The following is a 25,663-nucleotide window of genomic DNA, read 5'->3' as shown; positions in this document are numbered from 1 at the left end:
GCCGGTGTCAATCATCGACCCCCTTCTCGTCGGTCCCCTCGTCGTCCGGAGGGCTCGTCTCGGTCGGGGAGGCCGTCGGAGCCGCGGTGTCCGTGGGTTGGTGAGTCGGAGTCGAGGGTGGCGTTTGACTAAGACTAGGGGTCGGTGACGCGGACGGGGTAGGCGTCCAGGTCGCCGGCGCCGACGTGATAACCGTAGCCGACGGCGTAGGAAAAGGTGTCGCCGACGGCACCTGAACCACCCTCTGGGTCGGCCGGACCGCCGGTGACCTGGACGGTTGCACCGGGGTGGGGGAGACCTCCGGGGTCGGCGAGGCCGGCCGCTCCCGGGGCGGCTCGACGGCGGACTCGGTGAACCGGGGGGCGAGCACCCCGATGACCGCGGCGAGGGCACAGCCCGCCACCACGCCCCCGATGATCACCGGCCTGCGGCCGGTCCTGCGCCCGCTCCCCGGGCCGGGGCCGGCGGCGGCGGTCTCGGGAAGCTCGGGTTTCGTCGTGGGCAGGTCCCGCGGCTCCTGCGGGGGTAACCCCGCGGTCCGGGCGACGGGGAAGCCGCTGGGATCGGTGAGCGCGCCCAGCCGGCGGGCCGGCTCCCCGGTGAGCGTGGCGCGCAGCGCGCGCACCCGGCGGGCGAGCTCGGCGCCGTCGGCCGGGCGGGCCGCCGGATCCTTGGCGAGCATGGCGGAGACGAGATCCCGCACCGCCTGCGGCACCGTTTCGGGCAGGGGCGGCGGCGGGGTGTTGATGTGCTTGAGGACCAGCGCGACCGGGGTGTCCGCGGTGAACGGCGGGCGGCCGGCGAGGCACTCGTACGCGACGACGCCGAGCGAGTAGATGTCGCTCGCCGGGGTGAGCTCGCTGCCGGACGCCTGCTCCGGGCTCACGTACTGCGCGGTGCCGAGCACGGTCCCGGTCCGGGTCAGCCGGGCGGCCTCCAGGGCCCGGGCGATCCCGAAATCGGTGATCTTGACCTGGCCGTCCTCGGTGACGAGCAGGTTGCCGGGCTTGATGTCCCGGTGGATGACCCCGTTGCGGTGCGCCGCGTACAGGCCCTTGGCGGCCTGCTCGATGATGTCGAGCGTGACCTGGGGGTCGAGGGCGCCGTTCCGGGAGAGGATCGCGGCGAGCGGCTCGCCGTGCACCAGCTCCATGACCAGGTAGGCGACGCTGTCCGACTCCCCGTAGTCGTAGACCTGGGCGATCCCCGGGTCGGTGAGCGCCGCGGTGATCCGGGCCTCGGTGCGGAACCGGGTGCGGAACGACGGGTCGGCGGCGACGTGGCTGTGCATCACCTTCACCGCCACCTCACGGCCCAGCGACTCGTCCAGCGCCCGCCAGACCTCCCCCATCCCGCCGGCCGCGATGCGGGAGATCAGCCGGTATCGGCCGCCGAGAACCGTGTCGGGGTTCACCGTCCCAGCACCGCCTGTATGACCTCGCGGGCGATCGGGGCCGCCACCGCGCCACCGGTGGCGTCGCTGCCCGCGCTACCGGACTCCACGATGACGGCTACCGCGACCTTGGGATCCTCGGCCGGGGCGAAGCAGATGAACCAGGCGTGCGAGGGCTGGCCCGGACCGGTCTCCGCGGTTCCGGTCTTGCCCGCCACCGTGATCCCGGGCACCTGCGCGGCCCGGCCGGTGCCCTGCTGCACCACGCCGACCATCATCCTGGTCAGCTCGGCCGCGACCTCCGGGCTCACCGCCTCGGTGAGCTCCTCCGGCTCGGTGACCTCGAGCTCGGTGCCGTCCGGGGCGACGATCTTGTTGATCAGGTACGGCTTCATGACCGTGCCGTTGTTCGCGATCCCGGCGGCCACCATGGCCATCTGCAGCGGGGTCATCCGGTTGCTCCGCTGCCCGATCGAGGTCTGGGCGAGGGCGGCCTTGTCCTCCTGCGGGCCGATGTCGCTCGGCTGCACGTAGAGCGGGATCTCCAGCGGCTTGCCCACGCCGAACCGCTCCGCCTGCTCCTTCAGCCGGTCGTAGCCGAGGTCCATGCCGATCTTGGCGAAGGGCGTGTTGCACGAGATGGCGAGCGCCCGCAGCATCGTGGCCTGGCCACCGCACGACTCGCCGCGGTAGTTGCGCAGCGGTTGCACCACCCCGGGGAGCGGCAGCGCGTCCGGGGCGTCGACGACCGTGTTCTCGTCCCGGGAGGTGTCCTCGCTGAGGAACATGGCCGAGGTGACGACCTTGAACGTCGAACCCGGCGGGTAGGTCTGCTCGATCGCCCGGTTGATCAGCGGCTTGTTGTCGTCCTTGTTGAGCTTCTGCCAGGCCGCGTTGACCTTCGCCTTGTTCGGCTGGGCGAGCGGGTTGGCGTCGTACGACGGCGACGAGACCATGGCGAGCACCGCCCCGGTCTTGGGGTCGAGCGCCACCACCGCGCCGCGCTTGCCCGTGCCGTTGAGCAGCCGGTACGCGACCCGCTGCGCCTGGACGTCGAGGGTGAGGTCGACGTTGGCGCCCTTGGCCGGCTTGCCGCTGACCAGGTCGATCGCGCGGCGGACGACCAGGTCAGGGTGGGTGCCGTCGAGGTACCGGCCGGCCGCCGCCTCGATGCCGGTCGCGCTCTCCGGGGCGAAGTATCCGACGACGTGCGAGAACGCCTTCCCGCCCGGGTACTCGCGCTTGAACCGGAAGGTGGCGTCGCCGGTGTCCTTGGTCCGGGCGAGGGTGACCTTGCCGTTGTTGGCGGTGATCCAGCCCCGGTCGATGTTGTACCGGGCGAAGAAGGCGCGCGCGTTGCGCGGGTCGTTCTTCAGCCCTTCCGCCTGCACCGCGCCGATGTAGGTCACGTTCCCCATGAGCAGGAGGAACATGAACAGGCAGGCGACGGCGGTCCGCTTGACCGTGCTGTTCATCGCCGCATCACCTGTGTCTCACCCTCGTTCTGGATCGCCTGTGGCGGCGGCCTGCGCGCCGCGTCCGACATCCGCACCAGCATGGCGATGAGCATCCAGTTGGCGAGCAGTGCGGATCCTCCCGCCGACATGAACGGTGTCACCAGGCCGGTGAGCGGGATGAGCCGGGTCACGCCCCCGACGATGATGAACACCTGCCAGGCGAGGATGAACGAGAGGCCGCCGGCGAGCAGCTTGGAGAACGGGTCCCGGGCCCCGAGCGCGGTGCGCAGGCCCCGCTCGACGATGAGCATGTACACCATGAGCAGGGCCATCAGGCCGGTGATGCCGAGCTCCTCGCCCACCGCGGGGAAGATGAAGTCCGAGAACGACAGCGGGATCAGCTCGGGGTGGCCCCGGCCGAGCCCGGTGCCGAGGATGCCGCCCGACCCGATGCCGAACAGGCCCTGCATGAGCTGGTAGCTGCCGCCGAACGTGCGGTTGTAGATCTCGTTGTCGTCGGCGTGCAGCCAGCCTTCGAACCGGGCCTCCACGTGGCTGAAGATCTGCCCGGCGAGGTAGGCGCCGCCGACGAAGAGCAGCAGCCCGATCAGCACCCACGAGGTGCGCTGGGTCGCGATGTAGAGCATCGCGATGAACGCGCCGAACAGCAGCAGCGAGGTGCCGAGGTCCTTCTCCAGGACGAGCACGCCGAGGCTGAGCAGCCAGGTGATGAGGATGGGCCCCATGTCGCGGCCGCGGGGCAGGTCGATGAAGAGCAGCCTGCGGCCGGCCAGGGAGAGCACGTCCTTCTTCGCGACGAGGTAGCCCGCGAAGAAGACGACTAAGGCGAGCTTGGCGAACTCGCCGGGCTGGATGGAGAACCCGCCGATCCGGATCCAGATCTTGGCACCCTGCACCTCGCTGAGGCTGCTGGGGAGGATGGCCGGGATGGCGAGCAGCACCAGGCCGGCGAACCCGGCGGTGTAGGTGAAGCGCTGCAGGATGCGGTGGTCCCGCAGCACGATCAGGGTCACCGCGAACATCACCACGCCCAGCGCGGTCCACATGAGCTGGGTGGTGGCGTTCGCCCCCGGCTGACCGGCCTGCTCGATCCGGTAGATCATCACCAGGCCGATGCCGTTGATCAGGGTGACCAGGGGGAGCAGCAGCGGGTCGGCCCACGGGGCGAACCTGGCGAGGACCAGGTAGGCCGCGAAGACCAGGCCGCCGAGGCCGAGGCCGTAGCCCAGCATGCCGGAGGGGACCTGGCCGTTGATGCCGAGCCCGACGCCGGCGTAGGCCGCCATCACCACCAGCATGGCGAAGGTGAGCATGCCGAGCTGGACGACCCGCCGCTTGGCGGTCGTCGGCACCTGCGGCGATGGGATGGCGCTCACTGACCCGACCCCGACGGGCTCGAGAGCGTGTCGATGGTCTCCGTCGACGGCTGCGCCGAGGCGGCGAACCGTTTGAGCGTCTCGATGCCGTCCTGCAGGTCCTCGACCTGGATCCCGCTGCGGATCTGGCTCTGCTGTACGGCGGGGAGGGAGGAGAGGCGCACGTTCTCGGTGTAGGCCACCTTCTTGAACGACAGCGGGCCGAGCTCGGCGTCGATGCCCTGGTAGACCACGAGCCGGTCGCCTTGCGCACCGACATAGTACTGACTGTTGATCCACTGCTGGGCGCCGTAGCCGCCGGCGCCCAGCGCGGCCGCGGTGACGGTGATCCCGCCGAGCACCCGTAGCCAGGTGCGGCGCCCGCGCGCCCGCCGCCCCGCCCGGCCGGCCGGCGCGTCGTCGAGGTCCTCATCCGTGATCACCGGCTGGGGGGCGGTGACCGCGCTCCGGTTCCCCAGCCCGTTCCCCAGCCCGAGATCGCGGGAGAGGGCCTCCAGCCGGCCCGAGCCGGCCGCGCCGACGATCGCCGCCTTGGTCTGCGGCGGTTCGGGATCGTCTATCTCGATCACATCGGCGACCACGCAGGTGATGTTGTCCGGCCCACCGCCCCGGTTCGCCAGGTCGATGAGCTGCCGGACCACCTCCTCCGGGTCCTCGATCGTGGTGAGCGTGTGGTGGAGGGTCTCCGGGCTGACCACCGTGGAGAGGCCGTCCGAGCAGAGCAGGTACCGGTCGCCGACCTGGGCCTCCCGGTCCTGCAGGTCCGGGTCGACCTCCGCGGTCCCGTCCAGGGCGCGGAGCAGGATCGATCGCTGCGGGTGGTTGGCGGCCTCCTCCTGGGTGATGCGCCCGTCGTCCACCAGCGACTGCACGAGCGTGTGGTCGTGCGTGATCTGGTAGAGCTCACCGTTGCGCAGCAGATAGGCGCGGGAGTCGCCGACATGGGCGAGGGCGAACCGCAACCCGTTCCACAGCATCGCGGTGAGCGTGGTGCCCATGCCCTTCAGGCTCGGGTCCCGGTTGACCAGCTCCTGGAGCTGATGGTTGGCGTCCCGGAAGGCCGCCTCGATGTCGCTGACCAGGTCACTGCCGGACGTGTCCCTGTCGAGGGAGGACAGGGCTGCGATGGCGACCGAGCTCGCCACCTCGCCGTGGGCGTGCCCGCCCATACCGTCGGCGACGGCGAGCAGGCGACCGCTGGCATACGCCGAGTCCTCGTTCCCCTCACGGAGGAGGCCGACGTCAGAGCGAGCGGCGTAGCGGAGTGCGATGGTCATTTGCGCAATTCAAGGACGGTTTTGCCGATGCGGATCGGAACTCCGACAGGCACCGGGGTCGGGCGGGTCACTTTAGAGCGTTCGAGGTATGTGCCGTTGGTCGAGCCGAGATCTTCCACGATCCACTGGCCATCCTGCGGGAAGAGCCGGGCATGCCGACTGGAAGCGTAGTCGTCGTTGAGGACGAGCGTGGCGTCGCTCGCCCTCCCGATGGTGATGGGGGAGTCGGTGAGGTCGATTACCGTGCCCTGGAGGGGACCTGCGGTCACGACGAGCTGACGAGGTTGACCCCGCTTGGGCTTGAGCTTCGGCAGGGCCATTCCCTGTCGGGCCGGGCTGCGTCCGGGCGCGGGAGCCGTACGCGGGCCGAACAGGTCGGTCCGGATCACGCCCACCGCCGCTATCACGAAGAGCCATAGCAGCGCCAGGAAGGCGATCCGGATGAGCAGCAGCGTTAGCTCGGACATGGACCGCTCGTCTACCTCTTAGTCGCGCCGGAAGACCAGGGTGGTCCGGCCCAGGGTCACCCTCGTTCCATCCTGCATCTCGATCCTGCGGACCGGCTGGCCGTTGACGAAGGTGCCGTTCGTCGAGCCCAGATCGACGAGCACGACCTTGTCACCCTCGATCCTTAACTCAGCATGATGCCGCGAGACACCCGGGTCCACGAGCCGAAGATCGCAATCGGTGCCGCGGCCGAGCAAGGTGACCGGGGTGGTGAGCTCGAACGAGCGCTGGCCGGTGGGGTCGTCCTGGGTGGAGACGAGCAGCCGCGGCCGGCCCCGGAACACCCCCTTGCGCACCGGCATGTCGGTCACCGGGTGGCGGATCTCGTCCTGCTCCACGGTGGCCCCGCGGATCACCCCCGACCGGATCCGGAACAGGCCCACCGCCAGGTCGTCGGCGGTCTCGAACCGCACCCGGACCGGCCCGACGAACGAGTAGCCCTGCTCCTTGGCGTACTCCCGGGCGAGGTTCGCGAGCTCCTGGCAGAGGCTGTCCGCGTACACCTGCAGGCGCTCACCATCGGTGATCGACAGCTCGACCACGAAGTCGTTCGGCACGAGCGTGCGGCCCTGCGCGACGATCGCGGCCCGCTCGTCCATCTCCCGCTGGATGGCGCTGGCCACCTCGACCGGCTGGAGATCCGATTTGAACGCCCGCGCAAAGGCCCCTTCAACCAAGCCTTCGAGCCTGCGCTCGAAGCGCTGGAGGACTCCCACCGGATGCCTCCCTTCCTCCCTCGTTGGTCGCGACCGCTTCAGTACGGCACCGAGCAAGTCCGCACCAATAGAAGGATCGTATCCGGGTTCGCTAGTACGGGCAGATACGTGCTAACCTTTGCTGGCAGCCGCCAAGCGGCGAAGTTCCACCCGGGCAAGTGGCGGAATGGCAGACGCGCACGGTTCAGGTCCGTGTGTCTTCGGACGTGGGGGTTCAACTCCCCCCTTGCCCACCAGGTCACCCGCTGGAGCGATCCGGCGGGTTTTTCGTTTCCGGCGTCGTCTCCCGGCGTCGCGTCTCTACCGCGTCTTCTCCTGCGAGTTCTCCTGCGTGGCCCACGCAGCCCCGCGCGGCCCGGCTCCGGCCTGCCCCGTACGGCCCGCCGCCCGGCTGGCCGTACGGCCCCGACCGGGGAGACGCCCGGTGGCCCCGCCCGGTGCCCGGAGCCATCTCTCGTCGGCGTGCGGGAGGCGTGAGGGATCCGTTCGAGGGTGCCGCGGATCGCCGGATCCGGCCGGTCGGCCAGAACGGCACGGCCACCGCGCGGTTCGCCGAGGCGGGACCGGGCCCGGGACGGGGCCGGGCCCGGCGCGCGCCGGCCGCGAGGGCGCCCCCGCGGCTCGCGCACCGGGCCGTGTCCGGCGGTCAGGCGGCGAGCAGCTCCCCGATCAGCCGGGTGAGATCGACCACACCGATCACCGCGCCGCGCTCGTCGGTGACCAGCCCGAGCTGTGCCCGGGCCTCCTGGAGCACGGTCACCGCGTCGGGGACGGTGGTCCCGGCCGGGATCCGCGGCGCCGCGGTGGCGAGCGTCTCCGGCGGCCGGTCCGGGTTGATCAGGGCGTCCCTGACGTGCAGCACGCCGAGCACGCCGTCCGGTGAGACCACGAGCATGCGGTGCCCGCCGTCACGGGCGGCCGTGGCGCGGATGAGGTCGGCGCTCGCCCCGGCGGGGACGGCCGGCGCCTGGTCGACCGGGAGCATGAGCTCCTCGACCCGCCGGGTCTGGGCGCGGAACGCGCGCAGCAGCAGGTCGTGCTTGTGCCGGTCGAGCATGCCCATCCGGCCCGACTCGGCGACCAGCATGGCGAGCTGCCGCGGGGTCTTGGCCACGGCGAGCTCGTCCCGCGGCCGGACCCCGACGAGCCGGAGGGTCGCGTTGGTCAGCCCGTTCAGCAGGGCGAGGAGCGGGCGGACGATCCAGACGAAGCCGCGGAACGGCAGGGCCAGCCCGAGGGCGGCGCGCTCCGGGTGGGTGAGCGCCAGCGACTTGGGCGCCATCTCGCCCACGACCATGTGCAGGAAGGTCACCAGCCCCAGCGCCACCAGGTACGCCACCGGGGTGTGGATGGCTTCGGGCAGGAAGACGAGCACCGGCCCGAGGAGGTGCTCGACCGCGGGCTCGGCGACCATGCCGAGGCCGAGCGAGCAGAGCGTGATCCCGAGCTGCGCGCCGGCGAGCATGAGCGAGAGCTCCCGGCTGCTGCGCACCGCGGCCCGGGCGGCGATCCGGGCCGGCCGCCCACCGGCGCGCGCCAGCTCCTCCATGCGGTGCCGCTGGGCGGAGACCACCGCGAACTCGGCGGCGACGAAGAGGCCGTTGCCGATGAGGAGGAGCACACCGAGCAGGATGGCGCCGAGGTCGGTCATCGCGCCCTCCAGCCCAGTGGTTCGCTCGAGCCGGCCTCGGACGCGGCCCGCGGGGAGACCGGCTCACCCTCAGGGACCGCTGCGCCGTTCACCGGAGGCGGCGCGGCCGGCCCGCCCATGGGGCGACCGGCGCCCCTCCCCTGCGGCGGGGAGACCGGCAGCCGCCGTCCGTGGGCCCACCGCACGTCCGGTTCCGCCGTGGAGTCGTCGCCGGGGTTGGGCGGCGGCCCCATCCGGAGCGTGAGCCGTACCCACTCGGGCACCCGGCGGCGCACGCTCAGCACGCCGAGCGCGGCGTGCCGCTGCTCCTCCTCGGCGAACAGGTCGTCGTCCGGGAGGACCGCGACCGCCACCTCGTCGCCGACCTCGGCCATGCGGCCGAGGCGGGCGAGCACCAGGCCGGCGATCGTCTCGTAGTCCTCGCTCTCCGGCAGCCGGACGCCGGTGGCGCGCTCGACCTCGTCGAGCCGGAGCGTGCCCGGCACATTCCAGCCGTCGTCGCCGACCCGGACGACGCCGAGCGGCTCGGGGTCGTTCTCGTCGACAAGCTCCCCGACCAGCTCCTCGGCGAGGTCCTCGATGGAGACCACGCCGGCGAGCCCGCCGTACTCGTCGATCACACAGGCGAACGTCTCCCCGGCGGCCGTCATCCGCTCCAGCAGCGCGTGGAGCGGCAGCGTGGCCGGGACGAGCATGGCCGGCCGGGTGATGTCGCGGATCACCCCGGTCCGCGGCGATCCGGCCCGCACGTACTCGGTCAGCCCGGTGACGCCGACCACGTCGTCCGGGGCCTCGCCGAGCACCGGGTACCGCGAGTGGCCGTGGCTGCGCAGGGCCTCGAGCAGGTCGCCGACGGGCCGGTCGGCGCGGAGGGAGACCACGCGCGGGCGCGGCACCATGACGTCCTCGGTGGTCCGGTCGCCGAACTCCAGCGCCCGGTCGAGCAGGTCGGCGAGCCGGCGGGGCAGCTCACCCGCCGCCGCGGACTCGTCCACGATCCGGGCGAGCTCCCGGGCGGTGACCCCGTGCTCGAGCTCCTCGACCGGCTCCATCCCGGCGAGGCGGATCAGCCGGTTGGCCGCCGAGTCGAAGAGGCGGATGACCGGCCCGGCCACCTTGAGGTAGACGAGCGTGGGCCGGGCGAGGAACCTCGCCACCGGCTCGGGCCGGGCGATGCCCAGGTTCTTCGGCGCCAGCTCACCGAAGATCATCTGCAGTACGGTGGCGAACGCGATGCCCAGGGTGATCGACACGCCGGGGACCATCTCCTCCGGCACCCCGATGGCGAGCAGCGGGCCGCGGACGCCCGCGGCGATCGCGGGCTCGGCGATGAAACCGACCAGCAGGGTGGTCACGGTGATGCCGAGCTGGGCGCCCGAGAGCATGAACGAGAGCCGCGACGTGACGGTGAGGGCGCGTTCGGCGGATCGGTCACCGCGCAGCGCCTGCTCGCGCAGCACGGTGCGGTTGGCCGCGACGAAGGCGAATTCCTGGGCGACGAAGAAGCCGGTCGCGAAGGTGATGATCACAACGGCCAGCAGGCCTATGGCGGCGCTCATCTGGCGCCCGCCATATGATCATGGGGTCCCGTGCCGAGGCACGGGCCGGTACTGCATGGGTCCGAAGCGGACGACACACTCATCCTTTCGCTAGGGATGTCCAATCACGGGTAACGGTCGACCTCGTCTCGATGTTTCCCGTCGGCCGGCTCGGTATGTGTGACCGAGCGGCTTATACGCAGCTGACGAGGGCCCGCGTACCGTGAGAACACGCGTTGGAGTGACGAGCGGGGGAACGACGGTGGCCGAGGACGACGAAGCGACCCGAGTGATCCGCCGCCCCGCCGGGGCACAGAGGGATCCCTCCGGTGAGAACGTGCCCCGTGGTGCGGGCGCCTCTCCCGGGGACGGATCGACCACGATCCCGCGCATCACCTCGAGGGTATACGGCAGGCCGCGTCCCGGGCGAGAGCCGGTACGGCCGCTGCGCCGATCCGGGCGCGGGGACGGCGGTGCGGGGTCCGGCGGGCGGCCCGCCCTGGGGATGGGCGGTGGGCGGTCCCTGGGCAAGGTGATCCGCACCACCCTCGTCTGCGCGCTCGTGCTGCTGCTCGTCTTCGTGGTGGGCGGCTACTTCTGGATCGGCTCCCGGCTCACCACGACCGAGGCGTTCTCCGACTACCCCGGGCGGCCCGAGGAGACGCCGGGCACCGACTGGCTGCTGGTCGGCTCGGACAGCCGGGAAGGGCTGACCGCGGCCGAGCGGAAGCGGCTCGCCACCGGTTCGGTCGGCGGCCGGCGGACCGACACCGTGATGCTGCTCCACATCCCCCGGGACGGCCGGCCGACCCTGGTCAGCCTGCCCCGGGACTCGTACGTGCCGATCGACGGGCACGGCAGGAACAAGCTGAACGCGGCCTACGCGTTCGGCGGCCCGGAGCTGCTGGTCAAGACCGTCGAGCAGGTCACGGGGATCCGGATCGACCACTACATGGAGATCGGCTTCGGCGGGTTCGTCGACATCGTCGACGCCATCGGCGGGGTCGAGATCTGCGTGAAGCAGAACATCAAGGACCCCAAGGCCGGCATCAACCTGAAGAAGGGCTGCCAGGTCATGGACGGCGGCACGGCGCTCGGCTACGTCCGCACCCGGGCGACCGGCGCCATCCCCGACCTCGAGCGCACCCAGCGCCAGCGCCAGTTCCTCGCCGCCCTGGTGAGCAAGGCGGCCAGCCCGGGCACCCTGCTCAACCCGTTCAGCTCGGTGCCGCTCGCGCTCAGCGCGGCGGACGCGGTCACCGTGGACCCGGGCACCGGGCCGATCGACCTGCTCCGGCTCGCCCTGGCCATGCGGGACAAGCCGATCTCCACCGCGGTGCCGATCGGCGCCCTGCCCACGATCAACGGGATGGCGGTGGTGAAGTGGGACACCGAGAAGGCGCTGCGGCTGTTCAACGCGCTCAAGGAGGACCGGCCGGTCCCGAAGGACGTGCTCAGCAACAAGTAGCGCGGTGACCGGGGCGTTCCGAGCCGCCTCGGCCCGCGCGACGGCGGAGGGCGGCCCGGCACCGGCCGCCACGCCGCGCAGGTCGCCTCACGGAGCGGGTGCCGGCGGATGAGACCCGAGGCCGCCGGCCGTACCGCGCCGATGCGAGGGCTCAGCTCCCGGCGGCGGCGCTCGTGGCCGCGATCGCGGCGGCGACCGCGGCGGTCACCGCGGCCTGGACGGCGACGATCGCCCGGTACACGGCGGCGCCGGCCCACTCTCCCTCGGCGATCTCCTTGATCCGCCTCCGGTGGGTCTTGGGGAACGCCTTGCGGTCGAGCCTCGCCGCGTGGAGCAGCGAGATGAGGACCGCGGTCCGCGGGTCCGGGTCGGCCCCGGTCAGCACGTTCTCGATCCGCCGCCTGATCTCCTGCTCGGCCGACGGGTCCCGTTCCGGGTAGCGCCGCAGGGGGATGAGGCCGAACAGCTTGGTGGTCTCCTCACTGAGCACACCCCGCTCGGCGAGGCGCCGCAGCAGGCGCTTGCGGAGCTCGCCGGAGCGCAGTCTCTCCACCCACCACTGCGCCTTGCGCGGCTTGGGCTCGCCGTGGACGCGGGCCAGGACGGCGTCGAGCTCCTCGTCACCGACCGGGGAGCGGTCGGTGACCACGACCATGTCGTCCCGGAGGTCGATGCGGCCGGCGACGGCGAGCTCGGCCAGCAGGGCGCCGGCGACGGCGGCGTCGAGCTCCACGCTCCCGGCCTGGGGGCGGCCGGTCTCGTCGTGGTAGCCGAGCAGCAGGAGTTCTTCGGCGATCGTCAGCGTCACGGTTCCACCCTAAGCGGCGATTCCGGCCCCCGGGCAGAATGCGTTTCATGGGTATCTCGCAGGAATTGCAGGCCATTGGGCGGCCGATGCTCGACGCCCAGCTCGCCCACCCGACGGTCCGGGGCATCGCCAACGGTGACCTGCCGGAGGAGGTGTTCCGGTCGTGGCTGGAGCAGGACTACCTGTACCTCCACGACTACGTGCGGGTGTTCTGCCGCCTCGCCTGGCAGGCGCCGGACAAGCACCTCGGCGACCTGGTCGACCTGGCGTACTCGACCTTCCACGACGAGCTCAACCTGCACCGGTCGCTCTCCGCCGAGTTCGGCGCGGACCTGGAGGGTGCGGTGAAGGGGCCGGCCTGCGCCGCCTACACCTCGTTCCTGCTGGAGGCGGCGGCGAACTACGCCGAGGGTCTCGCCGCGCTCTACCCGTGCATGTGGGGGTACTCCACCCTCGGCCAGATCCTCGCCAAGAACCCGCCCGCCGAGCCGCGGTACCGGCGGTGGGTGGAGACCTACGCCGACCCGAACTTCGCCGCGCTCGCGGACCGGATCGCGGTGATGCTCGACGAGGCGAACCCGGACCCCGAACGGGCCAAGGCCCTGTTCATCGAGGGCATGAACCACGAGCTCGCCTTCTGGGACGTCCCCGTCTGATCCGGCGGCCCACGGCGGCCGCGGGATTGCCGCGGCGGGCGCCGGGTACCTGCAGGGCATGCCGGAGCTGCCCGAGGTCGAGGCGCTCGCCGCCTTCCTGCGCGCGCGGGCCGGCGGCCGTACGGTCGCCGGGGCCGACGTGGTCGCGGTCCAGGCGCTGAAGACCGTGAACCCGCCTCCGGCGGCGCTCGTGGGGCGGGCGATCACCGGCGTGCACCGGCACGGCAAGTTCCTCGACCTGGAGTGCGAGGGCCTGCACCTGGTCGCGCACCTCGGCCGGAGCGGCCGGTTGCGCTGGCGCGACGACCTCACCGGCGCCCGGCCCGCCCGGTCCGGGCGGGGTCCGCTCGCCGCCCGGGTACGGCTCTCGCCGGACCCCGAGGGCAGGGCGCCGGGGTTCGAGCTGCACGAGGCGGGCCCGCGCAAGCGCCTCGCGCTCTACGTGGTGCACGACCCGGCCGAGGTGCCGGGCATCGCCGGCCTGGGGATCGATCCGCTGTCGGACGGCTTCACCGTGGCCCGGCTCCGTGAGATCGTCCGGGCCGGCTGTACCCAGGTCAAAGGGCTGCTCCGCGATCAGCGGCTGATCTCCGGGATCGGCGACGCGTACTCCGACGAGATCCTGCACGCCGCCCGGCTCTCCCCGTTCAAGCTCGCCGACTCGCTGACCGACGACCAGGTGGCCGCGCTCCACTCGGCGATCGTGACCGTCCTCGGCGAGGCGGTCGCCGAGGCGCGGGCGCTCGCCGCCGAGCGCCCGGAACCGCACCCGCGGCTCCGCATGCGGGTGCACGGCCGTACCGGCGAGGCGTGCCACGCGTGCGGGGACACGATCCGCGAGGTGTCGTTCGCGGACTCGGCGCTCCAGTACTGCCCGACGTGTCAGACCGGCGGCAGGCCCCTCGCCGACCGGCGGCTGTCCCGGCTGCTCCGGTGAGGGCGGCCGGCCGCGGAAGCGCGTCCGCTCGGGGCAAGGGCGGCTCAGCCGCACGCGTCCGCTCCCCGCGGGGCCGGCTCAGGCGCAGGCGTCCGCTCCCCGCCGGGGCGAGCACCCGGCGCCGGCCTGCAGAATGGCACGCATGACGGTGCACGAAGTGGACGCGAGCGAGGTCCCCGAGAACGCCTTCCTGCTCGACGTCCGGGAGCTCGACGAATGGCGGGCCGGGCACGCGCCGCAGGCGGTGCACATCCCCATGGGCGACCTGCGGTCCCGGATCGGGGAGGTGCCCGACGCCCAGCCGATCTACGTGATCTGCCGGGCGGGCGGCCGGTCCGCGCAGGCGGCCGCGTGGCTCAACCACATCGGCAAGCAGGCGATCAACGTGGGCGGCGGCATGCAGTCATGGGCGGCGGCCGGCCGCCCGATGGTGAGCGAGACCGGGATGCCCCCGTACGTGGCCTGACACCGGCGCGGACCGGCCGCCGGCCCCGGCGCGGCCGACGGGGCCCGGCGTTCCACCTGGCGTTCTCCACCGCGCGGGCCTGCCCCGGTCCGCGCCGCGGCCTGCGGATTCTTTACCGCGCGGCTTGACCGGGCGTGACAAATCACCGACCAGTGCGCATAATCACGTCGGCAAAACTCGATCGAACCGCGGGAGCTCGGGCCTGACCGGGCTGAGAGGGCGGCTGACACGGCGCCGCCGACCGCCTGAACCTGTCCGGGTAATACCGGCGTAGGGAGTGTGCGATGACGTCTGGCCGCGTCGGTTCCGACCGTTCCGAAGCCCCGCTCACCCTCGACGAAGAGCCGCCCAAGACCCTCGGCCTGCTCGACCAGGGGGCGTTCTGGGCCAACCTCGGGGTGAGCCTCCTCGGGTTCTCCGGCGCGCTGTTCCTCCTCGACCCGCTCGGCGGTGAGCCGCTCACCTTCCCCGCGGCCCTGCTCGCCGCGGTCATCGGCAGCCTGATCGGGACCGCGATGGTCGGCGTGTCGGCGATCCCGGGCACCCAGACCGGCCGGCCCGCGATGGTGCTGCTCCGGGGCCTGTTCGGCACCCGCCTCTCCTACGTCCCCACCGTGCTCAACATCGTGCAGATGCTCGGCTGGGGGGCGTTCGAGCTGTGGGTGATCGCCCGGGGAGCCCAGGCGATCTTCGGGCCGGGCACGCCGTACGCGCTGTGGGTGGTGCTCGCCGGGGTGGTGACGATCGCGCTCACCATCCGGCCGCTCGGCTCGCTGCGGCTGCTGCGGCGGTACGTGACGGCGGGCGTGATCGTGTCGATGGTCTGGCTCTCGGTGGTGCTCTTCGCCCGGGTGCCCTCGCTCGGCGAAGGGTCGTGGCACGCGTTCGCCCCGGCCGTCGACTATGTGATCGCCCTGTCGGTCTCCTGGGTGCCGCTCGCCGCCGACTTCACCCGGCACTCCCGGTCGAGCGCGGCGGCGTTCACCGGGGTGGTGGGCGGGTACACGATCGCCCAGGTCGCCTGCCTCGCGCTGGGGATCGCCGCGCTCGCCATCGTGGGCAACGACCCGGACCGGGTCTGGGACCCCTTCGTCGCCGCCCCGCTCGGCGGGCTGTTCTTCGGGATCCTGGTGCTGCGCGAGGTGGACCAGTCGTTCGCGAACGTCTACTCGACCACCATGTCGATCCAGAACCTCCGGCCCCGCCTCGACCGGCGGGTGATCTCGGTGGCGGTCGGGGTGGTGACCATCCTCATCGCGCTCGTGGCCGACGTGACCGCCTACGGCGCCTTCCTCAGCGTGATCGGCGCGGTCTTCGTGCCGATGTTCGCGGTGCTCGCGGTGGACTACTTCGTGCTCGGCGGCGCGTCCCGCTGGAACACCGCGGAGGACGCCCCCGCGCGCTGGCTCATGCTCGTGCCGTGGCTGCTCGGCTTCGCCGCCTACTGGCTCGTGACGGCCACGCCGACCGTCGGCTGGTGGGACGCGATCTGGGCCGCGGCGCGCTCGGCCATCGGGTTCACCAGCCCGCCATGGCTGAACGCCGCGCTCGCCGCGTTCGTGATCTCGGCCGCCGGCACCCTGCTCGCCGGGCCGATCGTCCGGCGGCGGCGTATGGCCGAGGCGGAGCGGCGGGACCCGGCGCTCACCGGCCGGTGACCACCGGACCAGGCTCATCGGCCATGACCGCGGGCATCGATCGGCCGGGCCGTACGCCGGCGGGATCAGGCGAGCGCGCCTTCGAGCCGGAGCAGGTACCCCTTGGCCTCGGCGCCCCCCGCGTACCCGCCCAGCGACTCGGCGGACTCCACCGCCCGGTGGCACGGCACGAACAGGCAGACCGGGTTCGCGCTGAGCGCGCTGCTCACCGCCCGCACCGCCTGCGGCCGGCCGATGCGCGCCGCGATGTCCCGATAGGTCGTGGTCGTGCCGTACGGCACGGAGAGCATCATCTGGAGCACGGTCCGCACGAACGGCGCCGCGAGCTGGAGATCGGCCGGGGTGGAGAAGGCGCGGAGCCGGCCTTCGAAGTACGCGTCGAGCTCCCGCCGCACCGGGTCGATCCGCCGCGGGTCGGAACCGATGGACCCGCCCAGCGATTTGTGGATCCGCGCGTAGACCGTGTCCTCGTCCTCATAGCTGCACGCCACCACACCGCGTGCGGTCACCGCGAGCACAAGGCGGCCGACCGGGCCGTCGGTGGTCCCGAGGGCGATGTCCGGAGCGGGCTCGCCCTTGTACCCCGGTGCGGTCACCCGGAGGAGAGCTTCGAGGTCCCCAGAGGACATTGGCGTGCCACTTCTCCTCTCACTGCGTGGAGGAAGCGTATCGGAGCGTGCCCGGCCCGCGGAAAACCACGGAATCGAAAGTGGATAGCGGGCACGATGGGTGACGTGGACGGCTCCTGGGTGACCGACGGGGATGCGGACGGCGTCGCCGGCGCGGTCGTCGCCAGCGCCCCGGACGCCATCGTCGCCTTCGACCGCGATCTGGCGGTGGTGAGCTGGAACGCGGCGGCCGAGCGGCTCTTCGGCTGGCAGGCCGAGGAGCTCGTCGGCAAGCGGGCGCCGATCGTGCCCAGGGAGCTGATGGCCGAGCACAACGCGGTGCTCGAACGGGTCCGCACCGGTGGGCGCGTCTCCCTGCGCAGCAGGCGCTACCACCGGGACGGCCGGCTCCTCGACGTGCGGGTGGACACGAGCGCGCTGCGCTCCCCCACCGGGGCGCTCCTGGGGTACGTGAGCGTCTACCACTCGGTCGAGGACGACGACGCCGCCCAGGGCGGGGCGGCCCGCCGGGCCAGGCTGGTCCGGCGGCTCACCGACGTGGTCGCGGACATCAACGCCGACCTCGACCTGCCGATCGTGCTCGACCGCATCGCGGCGAGCCTCACCGAGCTCACCGGCGCCGACGCCGGGGCGTTCGCGTCGATCGAGGGGGACCGGCTGCGGCTCGTCGGCCTGCACCGGCTCCCCGAGGAGGCCCGGGGCAGCACGGCGGAGCTGGCCACGAGCCTGGTCGGCAAGCTGCTCCGCACCGGCCGGCCGGTGCTGCTCGAGACCGGCGTCGGCGACGGGTGCGAGGAGCCGCTCCGGGCGTACGTCCCCGGGGTGCACACCATCGCGGTGGGCCTCGCCGCGGTCGGCGGCCGGCCGTACGGCGCGCTGTACGCCCTGTTCGCGAGACACCGGGCGAGCCACGTGGAGCTGGAGCTGCTCGAGCTGCTCGCCGGGCACGTGGGGATCGCGGTGGGCAACGCCATGGCCTACCAGGAGGCGGTACGGCAGCGCGCGCACGAGCGCGCCGTCTTCGACGCGTGCGCGGACGGGATCGCGGTGCTCGACGGCGAGTCCCGGGTGGTGCGGTGGAACGCGGCCGCCGCGGAGCTGACCGGGCTCACCGCGGCCGAGGTGATCGGGAAGCCGCCGCCGTTCCCGCTGCCCGCGCCGGGGGAGAAGCTGACCTTCCGGCTGCCGTCCGGCCGCTGGCTCGACGTGCTGTGCAACGAGATCCCGGAGACCGGCGAGGCCGTGGTCGACTTCCGGGACGTGACCCGGGCGAAGGAGCTGGAGGAGGCCAAGGACCTGTTCCTCGCCGTCACCGGCCACGAGCTGCGCACCCCGATCACGATCGTGCGCGGGTTCGCCAGCACGCTCGACCGCCGGTGGGACGCCCTCTCCGACGCGGAGCGGCGGTCGGCGGTGCGCACGATCGCGGAACGCGCCAACGCGCTCGGGCGGCTCATGGACCACCTGCTGCTCGGCGCGTGGGCCGGCACGGGCGCGCTCACCATCACGACCGAGCCGTTCGACCTGGGCGAGCGGATCCGCGCGGCCACGCTCGGCCTGCCGGCGCTCTCCGACCGGCACCGGATCGAGGTGGACGTCCAGCCCGGCCTCCCGCTGGTCCACGGGGACGCCCTCGCCACCGAGATCCTGCTCGGCCAGCTCCTGGAGAACGCGTTCAAGTACTCGCCGGACGGGGGCCTGATCCGCGTCGCGGCCTGGGCCGAGGGCGACCGCGTGGTGGTCGTGGTCGAAGATGAGGGGGTGGGCATCGCGCCCGCGGACCGGGAGCGTATCTTCGAACGGTTCGTACAAGCGGACAGCGGCAACCGGCGCAGGTTCGGCGGTGTGGGCCTCGGCCTCTACATCGTGCGGAGCCTGGCCCGGGCTCAAGGAGGGGAGGTGACGGCCCACCCCCGTCCCGGAGGGGGTACGCGCATGCGGGTGGTGCTGCCGTGTGCGGTGCCCGATTCGGGGCAGGGTAAGCAGAAGGCCCCGATGACCACTGATCAATAGTCGAATGTCAGCAATCTGTGATCGATGCTTCGGTTTCTCTGGTGACTTCACGGGGCATTTCGGCCGTACTGGGGGGCTGGTTTCCTCCGGGAAACGGATGCGGGGAGGTGATTGCGTCGCGCGTTGTGATGCTGCCGTACGCGCCGTCGAGCGTCGCCATCGCCCGCCAGCGCCTCAGTGCCGAGCTGCAGGCCGCGGGGCTGGTCTCCTCCGCGGTCGATGACGTCGTTCTCGTGCTGAGCGAGCTGCTGAGCAACGCCCTCCGGCATGCCCATCCGCTCCCCTCGGGCAAGCTCCGGGTGGCGTGGAGCTGCTCCGAGAGCCACGTCGAGGTGCAGGTGAGCGACGGTGGGGCGGCGACCGAGCCGCGTGCGGGGTGCCTGACGCTCTCCTCGCTCGGCGGCCGCGGGCTGAGCATCGTGGACTACGTGGCGGAGCGGTGGGGGGTGCGTCACGAGGACCGGCAGACCACGGTCTGGGCGCGGATCACCGCCTCCTGGGAGTCGAAGAACGGGACCGGGCCGCACACGGCCGAGCACCCGCCGGGCGCGGCGGGCCGTACCGAAACCCGGGGAAACCGGTGACCGGAATCGGCCCTATCGTCGCCCGCCCGTCCGGCCCGGTACGGGCGCCCGGTGCGGCGGGCGCCCGGGATCGGCTCGGCCGCTGACGTGATGGATCGGCTCAGGCGGTCACGTGACCGATCGGCTCAGCCGGTGACGTGACCGCCGGGGCGTGCCGGGTTCACGATCTGCCGGACACCTTGCCGACGAGGGTGACCGCCACGAACCCGAGGAACGCGAGGACCGCGGCGAACAGCAGGAACTTGAAGATCGCGAACAGCGTCGGCAGCACGAAGCCGAACACGAGCCACAGGGCGAGGAAGATCCCCAGGACGGTGAGCGCGATACGGGCCATACCGCCACCGTACGCGACCGGGCCGGAGGGCGCGACCGCTCAGGGCTCGCCCGGGACGTCGTGCCCGGCCGCCTCCCCGCCCCCCGCCGGCTCGGGGATGCCCGGCACCCGGGGCCCGGCGGCTCCCTCGCCGGCCCGGTGCAGGCCGCGCTGCGCCTGCCATGCCGTACCGATCGGGTAGCGGTTGATCCGCTCCGGCCGTTCCCGCGGCGCGAACGCCTCGCTCATCGCCCGGAACGTGGGGCAGGGCCACCGCCACATGCAGCTCCGGCACCGCAGGATCGGCCGGGACGGGTCGGTGGTGATGCCGCCCGCGTCCCGCGGCTGGTGCAGCTCGAGGAGGCGGAGGACAAGTTCGGTGAGGGTGAGCACGTCATCCCGCGCCTCGGCGAGGAAGTCGAGATCCTCGGGGGTGAGCCGGGTCGTGACCGGGACGTGGCCCTCACGATTGATCAACTGACGCAACGGTTCGATCGTCTCGCGCCAGATCGACGCCTTCGCGCCGCGGCTCTGGATGATCTCCAGGTGCTCGCGGACCCGCTGCCGACTTGGGTCTTCAGGAATGCCGCTGCTCATCTTTTCCGGGCCCATTGTGCTCGGCGCCCGCCCTCCTTCGTGAAGCGATGGCCAAGACGCGGAGGTTCCGGGCCCTCCTTCCGGCCAGGCCGGTATCGCTCAGCGTCAAGCTTTGCGTACTCGGCGTTCGCTTGCCTACAGAATCGCGGAGAAACGCGGCAACTATTGTGTGGGCTCCGGCGAAGCGTGACCCGGGAGCCGGTGCGGCGCTAGTGTCGCCTCGTGGAGCTCAAAGTCGCGACGCGATCCAGCGGCGGAACGGCCATAGTGGCCGTATCCGGCGAAATCGACCTATATACCGCGCCTCAGCTACAAGCGGAATTCGCGCGGCTTATCAGCACCTCGCCCCAGCGAGTGGTGATAGACATGTCCGAGGTGGAGTTCTGCGACTCCACCGGCGTGAACGTCCTGCTCTCCGCGCTCAAGCGGCTGCGCGAGCGCGGTGGCGATCTGGAGGTGGCGGCCCCGCGGTCCGCGGTACGGAAGATCCTCCAGGTCACCGGCCTGGACTCGGTCTTCACCGTGCACGACGCGGTGCCGGACGACCTGCTCACCACCGAGCACAAGGGCTGACCGCTCATGAACGAACGCATCACCCCGGACACCGCGGTAGTGATCCCGGCCAAGGACGAGGCCGAGCGGATCGGCGCCACCGTGACCGCCGCGGCGAAGCTCCCCGGCGTCGATCTCGTCGTGGTCGTCGACGACGGGTCGGCCGACGAGACCGCCCGGGTGGCCGCGGAGGCCGGGGCCCGCGTGGTACGGCACAGCCGCAACCGGGGCAAGGCGGCGGCCATGGAGACCGGTGCCGAAGCCGTCCGGCTGCTCGACGGGGAGCAGCCCAGGCACCTCCTCTTCCTCGACGCCGACCTCGGCGACACCGCGGCGGCCGCGCACGCGCTCATCACCCCGGTCCGCTCCGGCGCCGCCGACATGACCATCGCGAACTTCACCACCCGGGTGAAGCTCGGCGGCCACGGCATGGTGGTCCGGCTCGCCCGGGACGGCATCAAGCGGCTCACCGGGTGGGAGGCGAGGCAGCCGCTCAACGGCCAGCGCTGCCTCACCCGCGCCGCCTTCGAGGCGGCGCTGCCCCTCGCCTTCGGGTTCGGCGTGGAGACCGGCATGACCATCGACCTGCTCCGGGCCGGTTTCCGCGTCCTCGAGGTCGAGGTCGACATGGCCCACCGGGCGACCGGCACCGACTGGCGGTCGCAGCTCCACCGGGCCAAGCAGTTCCGTGACGTCGCGCTCGCCCTCGCCGCCCGCGAGCCCGTGATCGCGCAGGGCGTGCGGACGATCCGCGCGCTCCGCCGCTGACCCGGGCCCGGACGTCAGACGGATCGGGCGGCACCGGCGATGTGGTGAAATTTCCGGGTGGCTGCGGAGACGGCGAGGCCGGCCTGGCCGTTCGGGCGATCCGGCGTCCGGCCTCTGAACGGCACGGCGGCGGCGCGGTTCGCCGTCGCCGCCTCCTGGCTGTCCATCCTGTGCACCATCACCATCGGCCTGCTCGGGCCGTCGGCCATGGTCCCCGCGCTCCCCGGGCCCGCCTGGCACCCGCCGTACTCGCTCGGCCTCGCCCCGGACGGCCACCTCGTCATCGCGCTCGCCGCCGCGGCAATCGTCCTCGGCGCGGCCGGCCTCGCCACCGGGCTGCTCGCGGCCGAGCGGCTGCCCGGGGCGCGCACCCTGGTGGCCGCCGGGTGCGCGGCCGCCGCGGTGCTCGCGTTCCTGCCGCCGTCGGGCTCGGCCGACCACCTCAACTACGCCGCCTACGGCCGGATCGCCGTGCTCGGCCACGACCCGTACGTGACCGTGCCCGCCGACCTGCCCGGCGACCCGGTCACCGGGGCGGTCGAGGAGTGGCGGAACACCCCGAGCGTCTACGGCCCGGTGGCGACCGCCCTGCAGACCCTCGCCGGCCACATCGGCGGTGAGTCGGTGCGGCTCACCGTGTTCGTGCTCGCGCTCGCCAACGCCGCCGCGTTCATCGCCACCGGGCTGTTCCTCCACCACGCCACCCGCGGGGACCGGGGACGGCAGCGCCGCGCCGCGCTGCTGTGGATCGCCAACCCGCTGCTCATCTACCAGCTCGCCGCCGGCATGCACCTCGACACGCTCGCGATCGCGTTCGCCGTCGCCGGGCTCGTCGCCTGCGCGGGCGTGCCGCTCGGGCTGGGCGTCGCGGTGAAGGTCACCGCCGGGCTGGTCGCCCCCGGGCTCGCCTGGGAGCTGCGGCGCCGCCCGGCCCGGCTCGCCCTCGTGGTGGTCACCGCCACCGCGACGGTGCTGGTCGCCTACCGGCTCGCCGGGCCGCACGCGCTCGACCAGGTGCTGAACGCGAGCCGGTCGATCTCGCTCGCCACGCCGTGGAAGCTGGTGCAGCGGGCCCTGCAGGCCCTCTTCGGTCCGGGGGCCTACCGGCCGTGGATCCAAGCAGGCTCCCTGGCGCTGCTCGCGTCGCTCGCCGGGCTCCTGCTGCGCCGCCTGCTCGCCCGGGATCGCGCGGCGCGGGCCTCCGGCCCGGCCGGAGCGGTGGGCCCATCGGGCGCGGCTGAAGCGGCGGGCCCCCTGGGCGCGGCCGGGGCCGCCGAGCCTTCCCGCCCGGTGGACCGGAGCTCCGGCGCGGAAGGACCGGGTGACCCCGCAGGCTCCGCGCTCCCGCCGGCCACGGCGGTGGCGGGCACACCGGCGGCCGTGCCGTACCGGGAGGGCGCGGCGGTGGCGCTCGCGCTCACCGCCGCCTGGCTGTTCGCCGCGCCGTACGTGCTGCCCTGGTACGCCGGGCTGGCGTTCGCGCTGCTCGCGCTCGTCCCCGCCTCGGCGCTCGAGGCGTTCCTGGTCGCCCACCTCACCGCGCTCTCGCTCGGGTACCTCCCGGCCCGGCAGCACGGCCAGCCCGCGGACCTCGGCTGGCTGGTGAGCGTGGTCAGGGAGTGGGCGGTGCCGTGCGCGCTGATTCCGCTGACGATCGGTCTGCTGTGGTGGGCGGCCCGAGCCGGAGCGCGCGCACCGCGGCCGCGAGCGTGAGCGGCACGGCCACCGTCAGGGCCATCGCGGGGATCGCGATCCCCGAGTCGTTGAGCACGAACCCGCAGATCGCGGTGGCGAGCGCGCCGAACAGCCCGGCGCGCAGCTCGGGCGCCCTGCCGTACGCCTGGGAGAGCGCGGACGCGCCCCACCGGGACGGCTTGTGGAGCACGAGGAAGAGGAACGCGACCGCGACCAGGGCGAGCAGGGTCAGCCACACGTTGCCGAGCGTGTTGAGCATCGCGGAGAGCTTGCGGGTGACGATCGGCCAGCCCTCCCCGGCGAGCACCTGGTCGACGAACGCCCCGAGGTGGGTGCGCCGGTCGGCGGGCCGCAGCCAGTCCGCGACGCTGAGCGCGGCGATCAGGACCGCGCCGCCGAGCGCGATGAGACCCAGCCGGCCGGGGGAGATCCGCAGCCCGAAGGCCAGCAAGGCGAACACGGCCACGCCGAGCACGAACGACGGCACCCCGCCGAAGTCCGCCCCCCAGCCCGGCCAGCCGTCCACGACGATCGCGAAGAGGGCGTAGCCGAGGACCACCGGCCGCAGCAGGCCGCAGCGCAGCCGCCACAGCCCGGCGAGGAACAGGATCGTGCCGGTCGCGAACACCGCGAACGCGATGTTGCCGAACCCGTAGAACCGGCCCCCGGTCACCGGTTCGTACCCGGTGACCGCGTTCACCTGCAGGTGGGAGCCGGTCATCACGTCGATGAGCAGGGTGAGCGAGCTCACCCCGGCGACCACGGTGAGCGGGCCGAGCACGTGCCGCCGCCACGGCCCGGCGAACGCCAGCCCGGCGATCAGGACGGCGAAGCCGAGGATCACCGCGTTGAGGGCGAGCATCGGGCGCCCGGCGCTCCACCACGGCACGAGCTGGGCGAGGAACGTCGCGACCGGGACCGCCCCGCTCACCACGGCGACCACCTGGACCGCGGTGAGCATCCGCCGGAACCGGCGGACCACGGCCGCGGCGATGCCGTAGAAGGCGAGCTGGACGATCACGAGGGCGGTGTAGAACGACGGCCTGATCTCCCGGAGCACCTGGCCGGCCAGGTCGGCGGCGGCGAGCTCGGCGACCGGGTCCTCCGGGGCCGGTCCGGCGGGGCGCCACGGCCGGCCCACCGCGCCCTCCGGGGTGGGGAGGCCGAGCACGTGGGTGACGGTCGCGGTCACGTCGGTGATCGTGACCAGGGCGTCCTGGCGGGTGGAGGCCGCGGTGAGCGTGCTCCGCCAGTACGGCTCGCCCCGGCCGGGGCCGAGGGCGATGGCGACGTGGAGGTGCGCCAGGGATCCGGCGTCGGAGAGGCCTGCGACGAGGACGAGGGTCTCGGGTGGGAGGTGTCGCAGTAGCTCGCCCACGGTCCGGTCGGCGGCGCGGACCGCGGTGGCGCGGGCCGCGTCGTCGAGCTCGACCGCGCGGCCCTGACCCGCGCGCCACCACGCTCTGGCGATCTCCCCGGCCTCGGCGAAGACCGCGGCGTACGGGGTGAGGTCGGGCAGCTCGCCCGGGGTGCGCGCGTACGTGGCGACCCGGCCGTTCTGGTCGGCGGCGGCGAGCGCCGCCCCGGGGCCGACGGCGGCGACCCGGCCCCCGGCCGCGGTGATCGCCTGGCCGAGCAGGCCGATGCTCGCCTGGTAGGCGCTCGACCGCTGCAGGGCGGCCAGCTCGGACCACCCGGGGACGGTGGCCGACCCGTCGGCGGCGCGGACCGGCTCCGGGGCGGGTGGGCAGCCCGGGCCCGGCGCGGCGGCCCGCTGCCCGGCGGAGACCGTCAGCCACCCGGCGACCGGGCAGTTCACCGACGTCCCCTCGGGCGGGATGGTCCGGGTGGAGAGCGAGGCGACCGCGCCCTCGGTGGCGAGCTGCCAGAGGTTGGGGGTGCGCTCGGGGTCGAGGTCGCCCCACCGGAGGCCGGGCACGCCGATCACCGCGACCCGCTGCGCCTGGTCGGCGGGGGAGACCGTTCCTGATCGAGCCTCGCGGGGTTGGGGTGCGGCGGCCGCCGCGGCCGGTGGCGCGGAGGCGACGGCCGGCTCCCCTGCCGTGGATACGGAGACGGAGGCGACGGCCGGCTCCCCTGCCGCGGATGCGGGCGGAGAGACGGCGGCGGCGGGCTCCCGTGCCGGGGATGCGGGCGGGGAGGCGTGGGGAGCGGTGGCCGGTGTCGCCGCGGCGGCGGCCGGCGCTCGTCCCGGCACCGGAGCAACGGCCGATGGGGAGGCCGGTACGGCGGTCGCGGACGCCGGTGACACCGCGCCGAACACGACGGCGATCAGGGAAAGGAGCACGGCGATCAGCGGGGCGGCCGCCGGCACGCGCCGGTCCACCGGGTGCCGGCGAGAGGGCCACCGAGCACCAGGCGCCGGCCAGGGCTCACCGCTCATGGCAGGCACTCTCCTGGCTCCTCGGCTCTCGATCGGTACGGCCGGCGCACACCCCTGTGGCGCGGCCACATCCAGGGACAACGATAAGCGCGCCACAGAGCCGGACACGCGCCCGGCCGGAAGCCTCGCCCTCGAAACCCGCAATGGCTCGATTGACGACAAAAAGGCCAAAAGCGGTG

23 protein-coding genes, 1 tRNA gene and 1 riboswitch are annotated in these 25,663 nt (G+C 73.1%); of the genes, 11 read left to right on the top strand and 13 right to left on the bottom strand.

Annotated elements, in window-relative coordinates:
• Window positions 1–7: 7 nt before the first annotated feature.
• From TBIS_RS00295 to TBIS_RS00270, 6 genes are read right to left on the bottom strand one after another with little or no spacing between them, the layout of a single operon-like run.
• Window positions 8–1,414 carry a serine/threonine-protein kinase gene (locus TBIS_RS00295; RefSeq protein WP_013130324.1) on the bottom strand — a complete coding sequence of 469 codons (1,407 nt, stop codon included), beginning with the start codon at window positions 1,412–1,414 and terminating at the stop codon, window positions 8–10.
• The gene (locus TBIS_RS00290) at window positions 1,411–2,868 is read right to left on the bottom strand and encodes a peptidoglycan D,D-transpeptidase FtsI family protein (RefSeq protein ID WP_013130323.1); all 1,458 of its coding nucleotides are present in this window, start codon (window positions 2,866–2,868) and stop codon (window positions 1,411–1,413) included. The genes TBIS_RS00295 and TBIS_RS00290 overlap by 4 nt, the downstream gene beginning before the upstream one ends.
• The gene (locus TBIS_RS00285; protein WP_013130322.1) at window positions 2,865–4,247 is read right to left on the bottom strand and encodes an FtsW/RodA/SpoVE family cell cycle protein; all 1,383 of its coding nucleotides are present in this window, start codon (window positions 4,245–4,247) and stop codon (window positions 2,865–2,867) included. The genes TBIS_RS00290 and TBIS_RS00285 overlap by 4 nt, the downstream gene beginning before the upstream one ends.
• Window positions 4,244–5,524, bottom strand: a complete 1,281-nt coding sequence (locus TBIS_RS00280) for a Stp1/IreP family PP2C-type Ser/Thr phosphatase (protein ID WP_013130321.1) — start codon at window positions 5,522–5,524, stop codon at window positions 4,244–4,246. Before TBIS_RS00280 ends, TBIS_RS00285 begins: the two co-directional genes overlap by 4 nt.
• Window positions 5,521–5,991 (bottom strand): FHA domain-containing protein FhaB/FipA, encoded by a 471-nt coding sequence (locus TBIS_RS00275; RefSeq protein WP_013130320.1) that lies wholly within the window; start codon window positions 5,989–5,991, stop codon window positions 5,521–5,523. Before TBIS_RS00275 ends, TBIS_RS00280 begins: the two co-directional genes overlap by 4 nt.
• Before the next feature lie 18 nt (window positions 5,992–6,009).
• Window positions 6,010–6,747, bottom strand: coding sequence for an FhaA domain-containing protein (locus tag TBIS_RS00270; protein ID WP_013130319.1), 738 nt, complete (start codon window positions 6,745–6,747; stop codon window positions 6,010–6,012).
• Between the two features lie 152 nt (window positions 6,748–6,899).
• Between TBIS_RS00270 and TBIS_RS00265 the strand changes: the two genes are divergently transcribed.
• Window positions 6,900–6,983, top strand: a tRNA-Leu gene (locus TBIS_RS00265).
• Between the two features lie 410 nt (window positions 6,984–7,393).
• Here the strand turns inward: TBIS_RS00265 and TBIS_RS00260 are convergent.
• Window positions 7,394–8,398: a CNNM domain-containing protein gene (locus tag TBIS_RS00260; protein WP_013130318.1), complete on the bottom strand. Its 1,005-nt coding sequence runs from the start codon at window positions 8,396–8,398 to the stop codon at window positions 7,394–7,396.
• Complete coding sequence (locus TBIS_RS00255) at window positions 8,395–9,957, bottom strand: hemolysin family protein (protein ID WP_013130317.1); 1,563 nt, start codon at window positions 9,955–9,957, stop codon at window positions 8,395–8,397. The genes TBIS_RS00260 and TBIS_RS00255 overlap by 4 nt, the downstream gene beginning before the upstream one ends.
• A gap of 511 nt (window positions 9,958–10,468) precedes the next feature.
• Here TBIS_RS00255 and TBIS_RS00250 point away from each other — a divergent pair.
• Window positions 10,469–11,404, top strand: coding sequence for an LCP family protein (locus TBIS_RS00250; protein ID WP_241019793.1), 936 nt, complete (start codon window positions 10,469–10,471; stop codon window positions 11,402–11,404).
• A gap of 151 nt (window positions 11,405–11,555) precedes the next feature.
• On the opposite strand, the gene TBIS_RS00245 is transcribed toward TBIS_RS00250, so the two are convergent.
• Window positions 11,556–12,212 carry a GOLPH3/VPS74 family protein gene (locus TBIS_RS00245; RefSeq protein WP_013130315.1) on the bottom strand — a complete coding sequence of 219 codons (657 nt, stop codon included), beginning with the start codon at window positions 12,210–12,212 and terminating at the stop codon, window positions 11,556–11,558.
• Between the two features lie 47 nt (window positions 12,213–12,259).
• On the opposite strand from TBIS_RS00245, the gene TBIS_RS00240 reads away from it, so the two are divergent.
• The 4 genes from TBIS_RS00240 (at window position 12,260) to TBIS_RS00225 (ending at window position 15,929) form a co-directional block, all read left to right on the top strand.
• Window positions 12,260–12,868, top strand: a complete 609-nt coding sequence (locus TBIS_RS00240) for a TenA family protein (protein WP_041431006.1) — start codon at window positions 12,260–12,262, stop codon at window positions 12,866–12,868.
• 58 nt (window positions 12,869–12,926) lie between these two features.
• Entirely contained in the window at window positions 12,927–13,805 is an 879-nt protein-coding gene (locus tag TBIS_RS00235) for an Fpg/Nei family DNA glycosylase (RefSeq protein ID WP_013130313.1), read from the top strand.
• Window positions 13,806–13,938: 133 nt separating this feature from the next.
• Complete coding sequence (locus TBIS_RS00230; protein ID WP_041431003.1) at window positions 13,939–14,271, top strand: rhodanese-like domain-containing protein; 333 nt, start codon at window positions 13,939–13,941, stop codon at window positions 14,269–14,271.
• Between the two features lie 178 nt (window positions 14,272–14,449).
• Window positions 14,450–14,566: riboswitch (TPP riboswitch) on the top strand.
• A complete protein-coding gene (locus TBIS_RS00225; protein WP_013130311.1) occupies window positions 14,556–15,929 on the top strand; it encodes a purine-cytosine permease family protein in 1,374 nt (457 codons plus the stop codon). Its footprint overlaps the riboswitch before it by 11 nt.
• A gap of 65 nt (window positions 15,930–15,994) precedes the next feature.
• Here TBIS_RS00225 and TBIS_RS00220 read toward each other — a convergent pair whose 3' ends face one another.
• Window positions 15,995–16,558, bottom strand: coding sequence for a methylated-DNA--[protein]-cysteine S-methyltransferase (locus TBIS_RS00220; RefSeq protein ID WP_013130310.1), 564 nt, complete (start codon window positions 16,556–16,558; stop codon window positions 15,995–15,997).
• A 96-nt stretch (window positions 16,559–16,654) separates the two neighbouring features.
• Here TBIS_RS00220 and TBIS_RS00215 point away from each other — a divergent pair, with 96 nt between their 5' ends.
• Both TBIS_RS00215 and TBIS_RS00210 read left to right on the top strand, forming a co-directional pair.
• Window positions 16,655–18,571 carry a PAS domain S-box protein gene (locus TBIS_RS00215; RefSeq protein WP_013130309.1) on the top strand — a complete coding sequence of 639 codons (1,917 nt, stop codon included), beginning with the start codon at window positions 16,655–16,657 and terminating at the stop codon, window positions 18,569–18,571.
• 107 nt (window positions 18,572–18,678) lie between these two features.
• The gene (locus tag TBIS_RS00210; protein ID WP_148231412.1) at window positions 18,679–19,155 is read left to right on the top strand and encodes an ATP-binding protein; all 477 of its coding nucleotides are present in this window, start codon (window positions 18,679–18,681) and stop codon (window positions 19,153–19,155) included.
• Window positions 19,156–19,315: 160 nt separating this feature from the next.
• Here the strand turns inward: TBIS_RS00210 and TBIS_RS19390 are convergent, their stop codons facing one another.
• Together TBIS_RS19390 and TBIS_RS00205 are read right to left on the bottom strand one after the other, a co-directional pair.
• Window positions 19,316–19,489, bottom strand: coding sequence for a hypothetical protein (locus TBIS_RS19390; RefSeq protein WP_013130307.1), 174 nt, complete (start codon window positions 19,487–19,489; stop codon window positions 19,316–19,318).
• 39 nt (window positions 19,490–19,528) lie between these two features.
• Entirely contained in the window at window positions 19,529–20,065 is a 537-nt protein-coding gene (locus TBIS_RS00205) for a hypothetical protein (protein WP_241019788.1), read from the bottom strand.
• A gap of 222 nt (window positions 20,066–20,287) precedes the next feature.
• On the opposite strand from TBIS_RS00205, the gene TBIS_RS00200 reads away from it, so the two are divergent.
• From TBIS_RS00200 to mptB, 3 genes are read left to right on the top strand one after another with little or no spacing between them, the layout of a single operon-like run.
• On the top strand, window positions 20,288–20,638 hold the full coding sequence (locus TBIS_RS00200) for an STAS domain-containing protein (RefSeq protein WP_013130305.1): 351 nt from the start codon (window positions 20,288–20,290) through the stop codon (window positions 20,636–20,638).
• 6 nt (window positions 20,639–20,644) lie between these two features.
• Window positions 20,645–21,385, top strand: coding sequence for a glycosyltransferase family 2 protein (locus tag TBIS_RS00195; RefSeq protein ID WP_013130304.1), 741 nt, complete (start codon window positions 20,645–20,647; stop codon window positions 21,383–21,385).
• Window positions 21,386–21,442: 57 nt separating this feature from the next.
• Window positions 21,443–23,098, top strand: a complete 1,656-nt coding sequence (mptB, locus tag TBIS_RS19630; protein WP_013130303.1) for a polyprenol phosphomannose-dependent alpha 1,6 mannosyltransferase MptB — start codon at window positions 21,443–21,445, stop codon at window positions 23,096–23,098.
• On the opposite strand, the gene TBIS_RS00170 is transcribed toward mptB, so the two are convergent.
• A complete protein-coding gene (locus TBIS_RS00170; RefSeq protein ID WP_148231411.1) occupies window positions 22,998–25,019 on the bottom strand; it encodes a hypothetical protein in 2,022 nt (673 codons plus the stop codon). The genes mptB and TBIS_RS00170 overlap by 101 nt on opposite strands.
• Window positions 25,020–25,663 lie beyond the last annotated feature (644 nt).

This window comes from Thermobispora bispora DSM 43833, from assembly GCF_000092645.1.
GTDB classification, from domain to species: domain Bacteria; phylum Actinomycetota; class Actinomycetes; order Streptosporangiales; family Streptosporangiaceae; genus Thermobispora; species Thermobispora bispora.
The sequence above is the reverse complement of the archived record's forward strand: the minus strand, read 5'-3'. Positions and strand labels throughout refer to the sequence as shown.

Excerpts from the sequence above, each read along its gene's own strand:
- TBIS_RS00290 (WP_013130323.1), bottom strand. The coding sequence starts at position 2,868 with ATGAACAGCACGGTCAAGCGGACCGCCGTCGCCTGCCTGTTCATGTTC.
- TBIS_RS00280 (WP_013130321.1), bottom strand. The coding sequence starts at position 5,524 with ATGACCATCGCACTCCGCTACGCCGCTCGCTCTGACGTCGGCCTCCTC.
- TBIS_RS00275 (WP_013130320.1), bottom strand. The coding sequence starts at position 5,991 with ATGTCCGAGCTAACGCTGCTGCTCATCCGGATCGCCTTCCTGGCGCTG.
- TBIS_RS00260 (WP_013130318.1), bottom strand. The coding sequence starts at position 8,398 with ATGACCGACCTCGGCGCCATCCTGCTCGGTGTGCTCCTCCTCATCGGC.
- TBIS_RS00255 (WP_013130317.1), bottom strand. The coding sequence starts at position 9,957 with ATGAGCGCCGCCATAGGCCTGCTGGCCGTTGTGATCATCACCTTCGCG.
- TBIS_RS00240 (WP_041431006.1), top strand. The coding sequence starts at position 12,260 with ATGGGTATCTCGCAGGAATTGCAGGCCATTGGGCGGCCGATGCTCGAC.
- TBIS_RS00235 (WP_013130313.1), top strand. The coding sequence starts at position 12,927 with ATGCCGGAGCTGCCCGAGGTCGAGGCGCTCGCCGCCTTCCTGCGCGCG.
- TBIS_RS00230 (WP_041431003.1), top strand. The coding sequence starts at position 13,939 with ATGGCACGCATGACGGTGCACGAAGTGGACGCGAGCGAGGTCCCCGAG.
- TBIS_RS00225 (WP_013130311.1), top strand. The coding sequence starts at position 14,556 with ATGACGTCTGGCCGCGTCGGTTCCGACCGTTCCGAAGCCCCGCTCACC.
- TBIS_RS00220 (WP_013130310.1), bottom strand. The coding sequence starts at position 16,558 with ATGTCCTCTGGGGACCTCGAAGCTCTCCTCCGGGTGACCGCACCGGGG.
- TBIS_RS00215 (WP_013130309.1), top strand. The coding sequence starts at position 16,655 with ATGGGTGACGTGGACGGCTCCTGGGTGACCGACGGGGATGCGGACGGC.
- TBIS_RS19390 (WP_013130307.1), bottom strand. The coding sequence starts at position 19,489 with ATGGCCCGTATCGCGCTCACCGTCCTGGGGATCTTCCTCGCCCTGTGG.
- TBIS_RS00205 (WP_241019788.1), bottom strand. The coding sequence starts at position 20,065 with ATGAGCAGCGGCATTCCTGAAGACCCAAGTCGGCAGCGGGTCCGCGAG.
- TBIS_RS00195 (WP_013130304.1), top strand. The coding sequence starts at position 20,645 with ATGAACGAACGCATCACCCCGGACACCGCGGTAGTGATCCCGGCCAAG.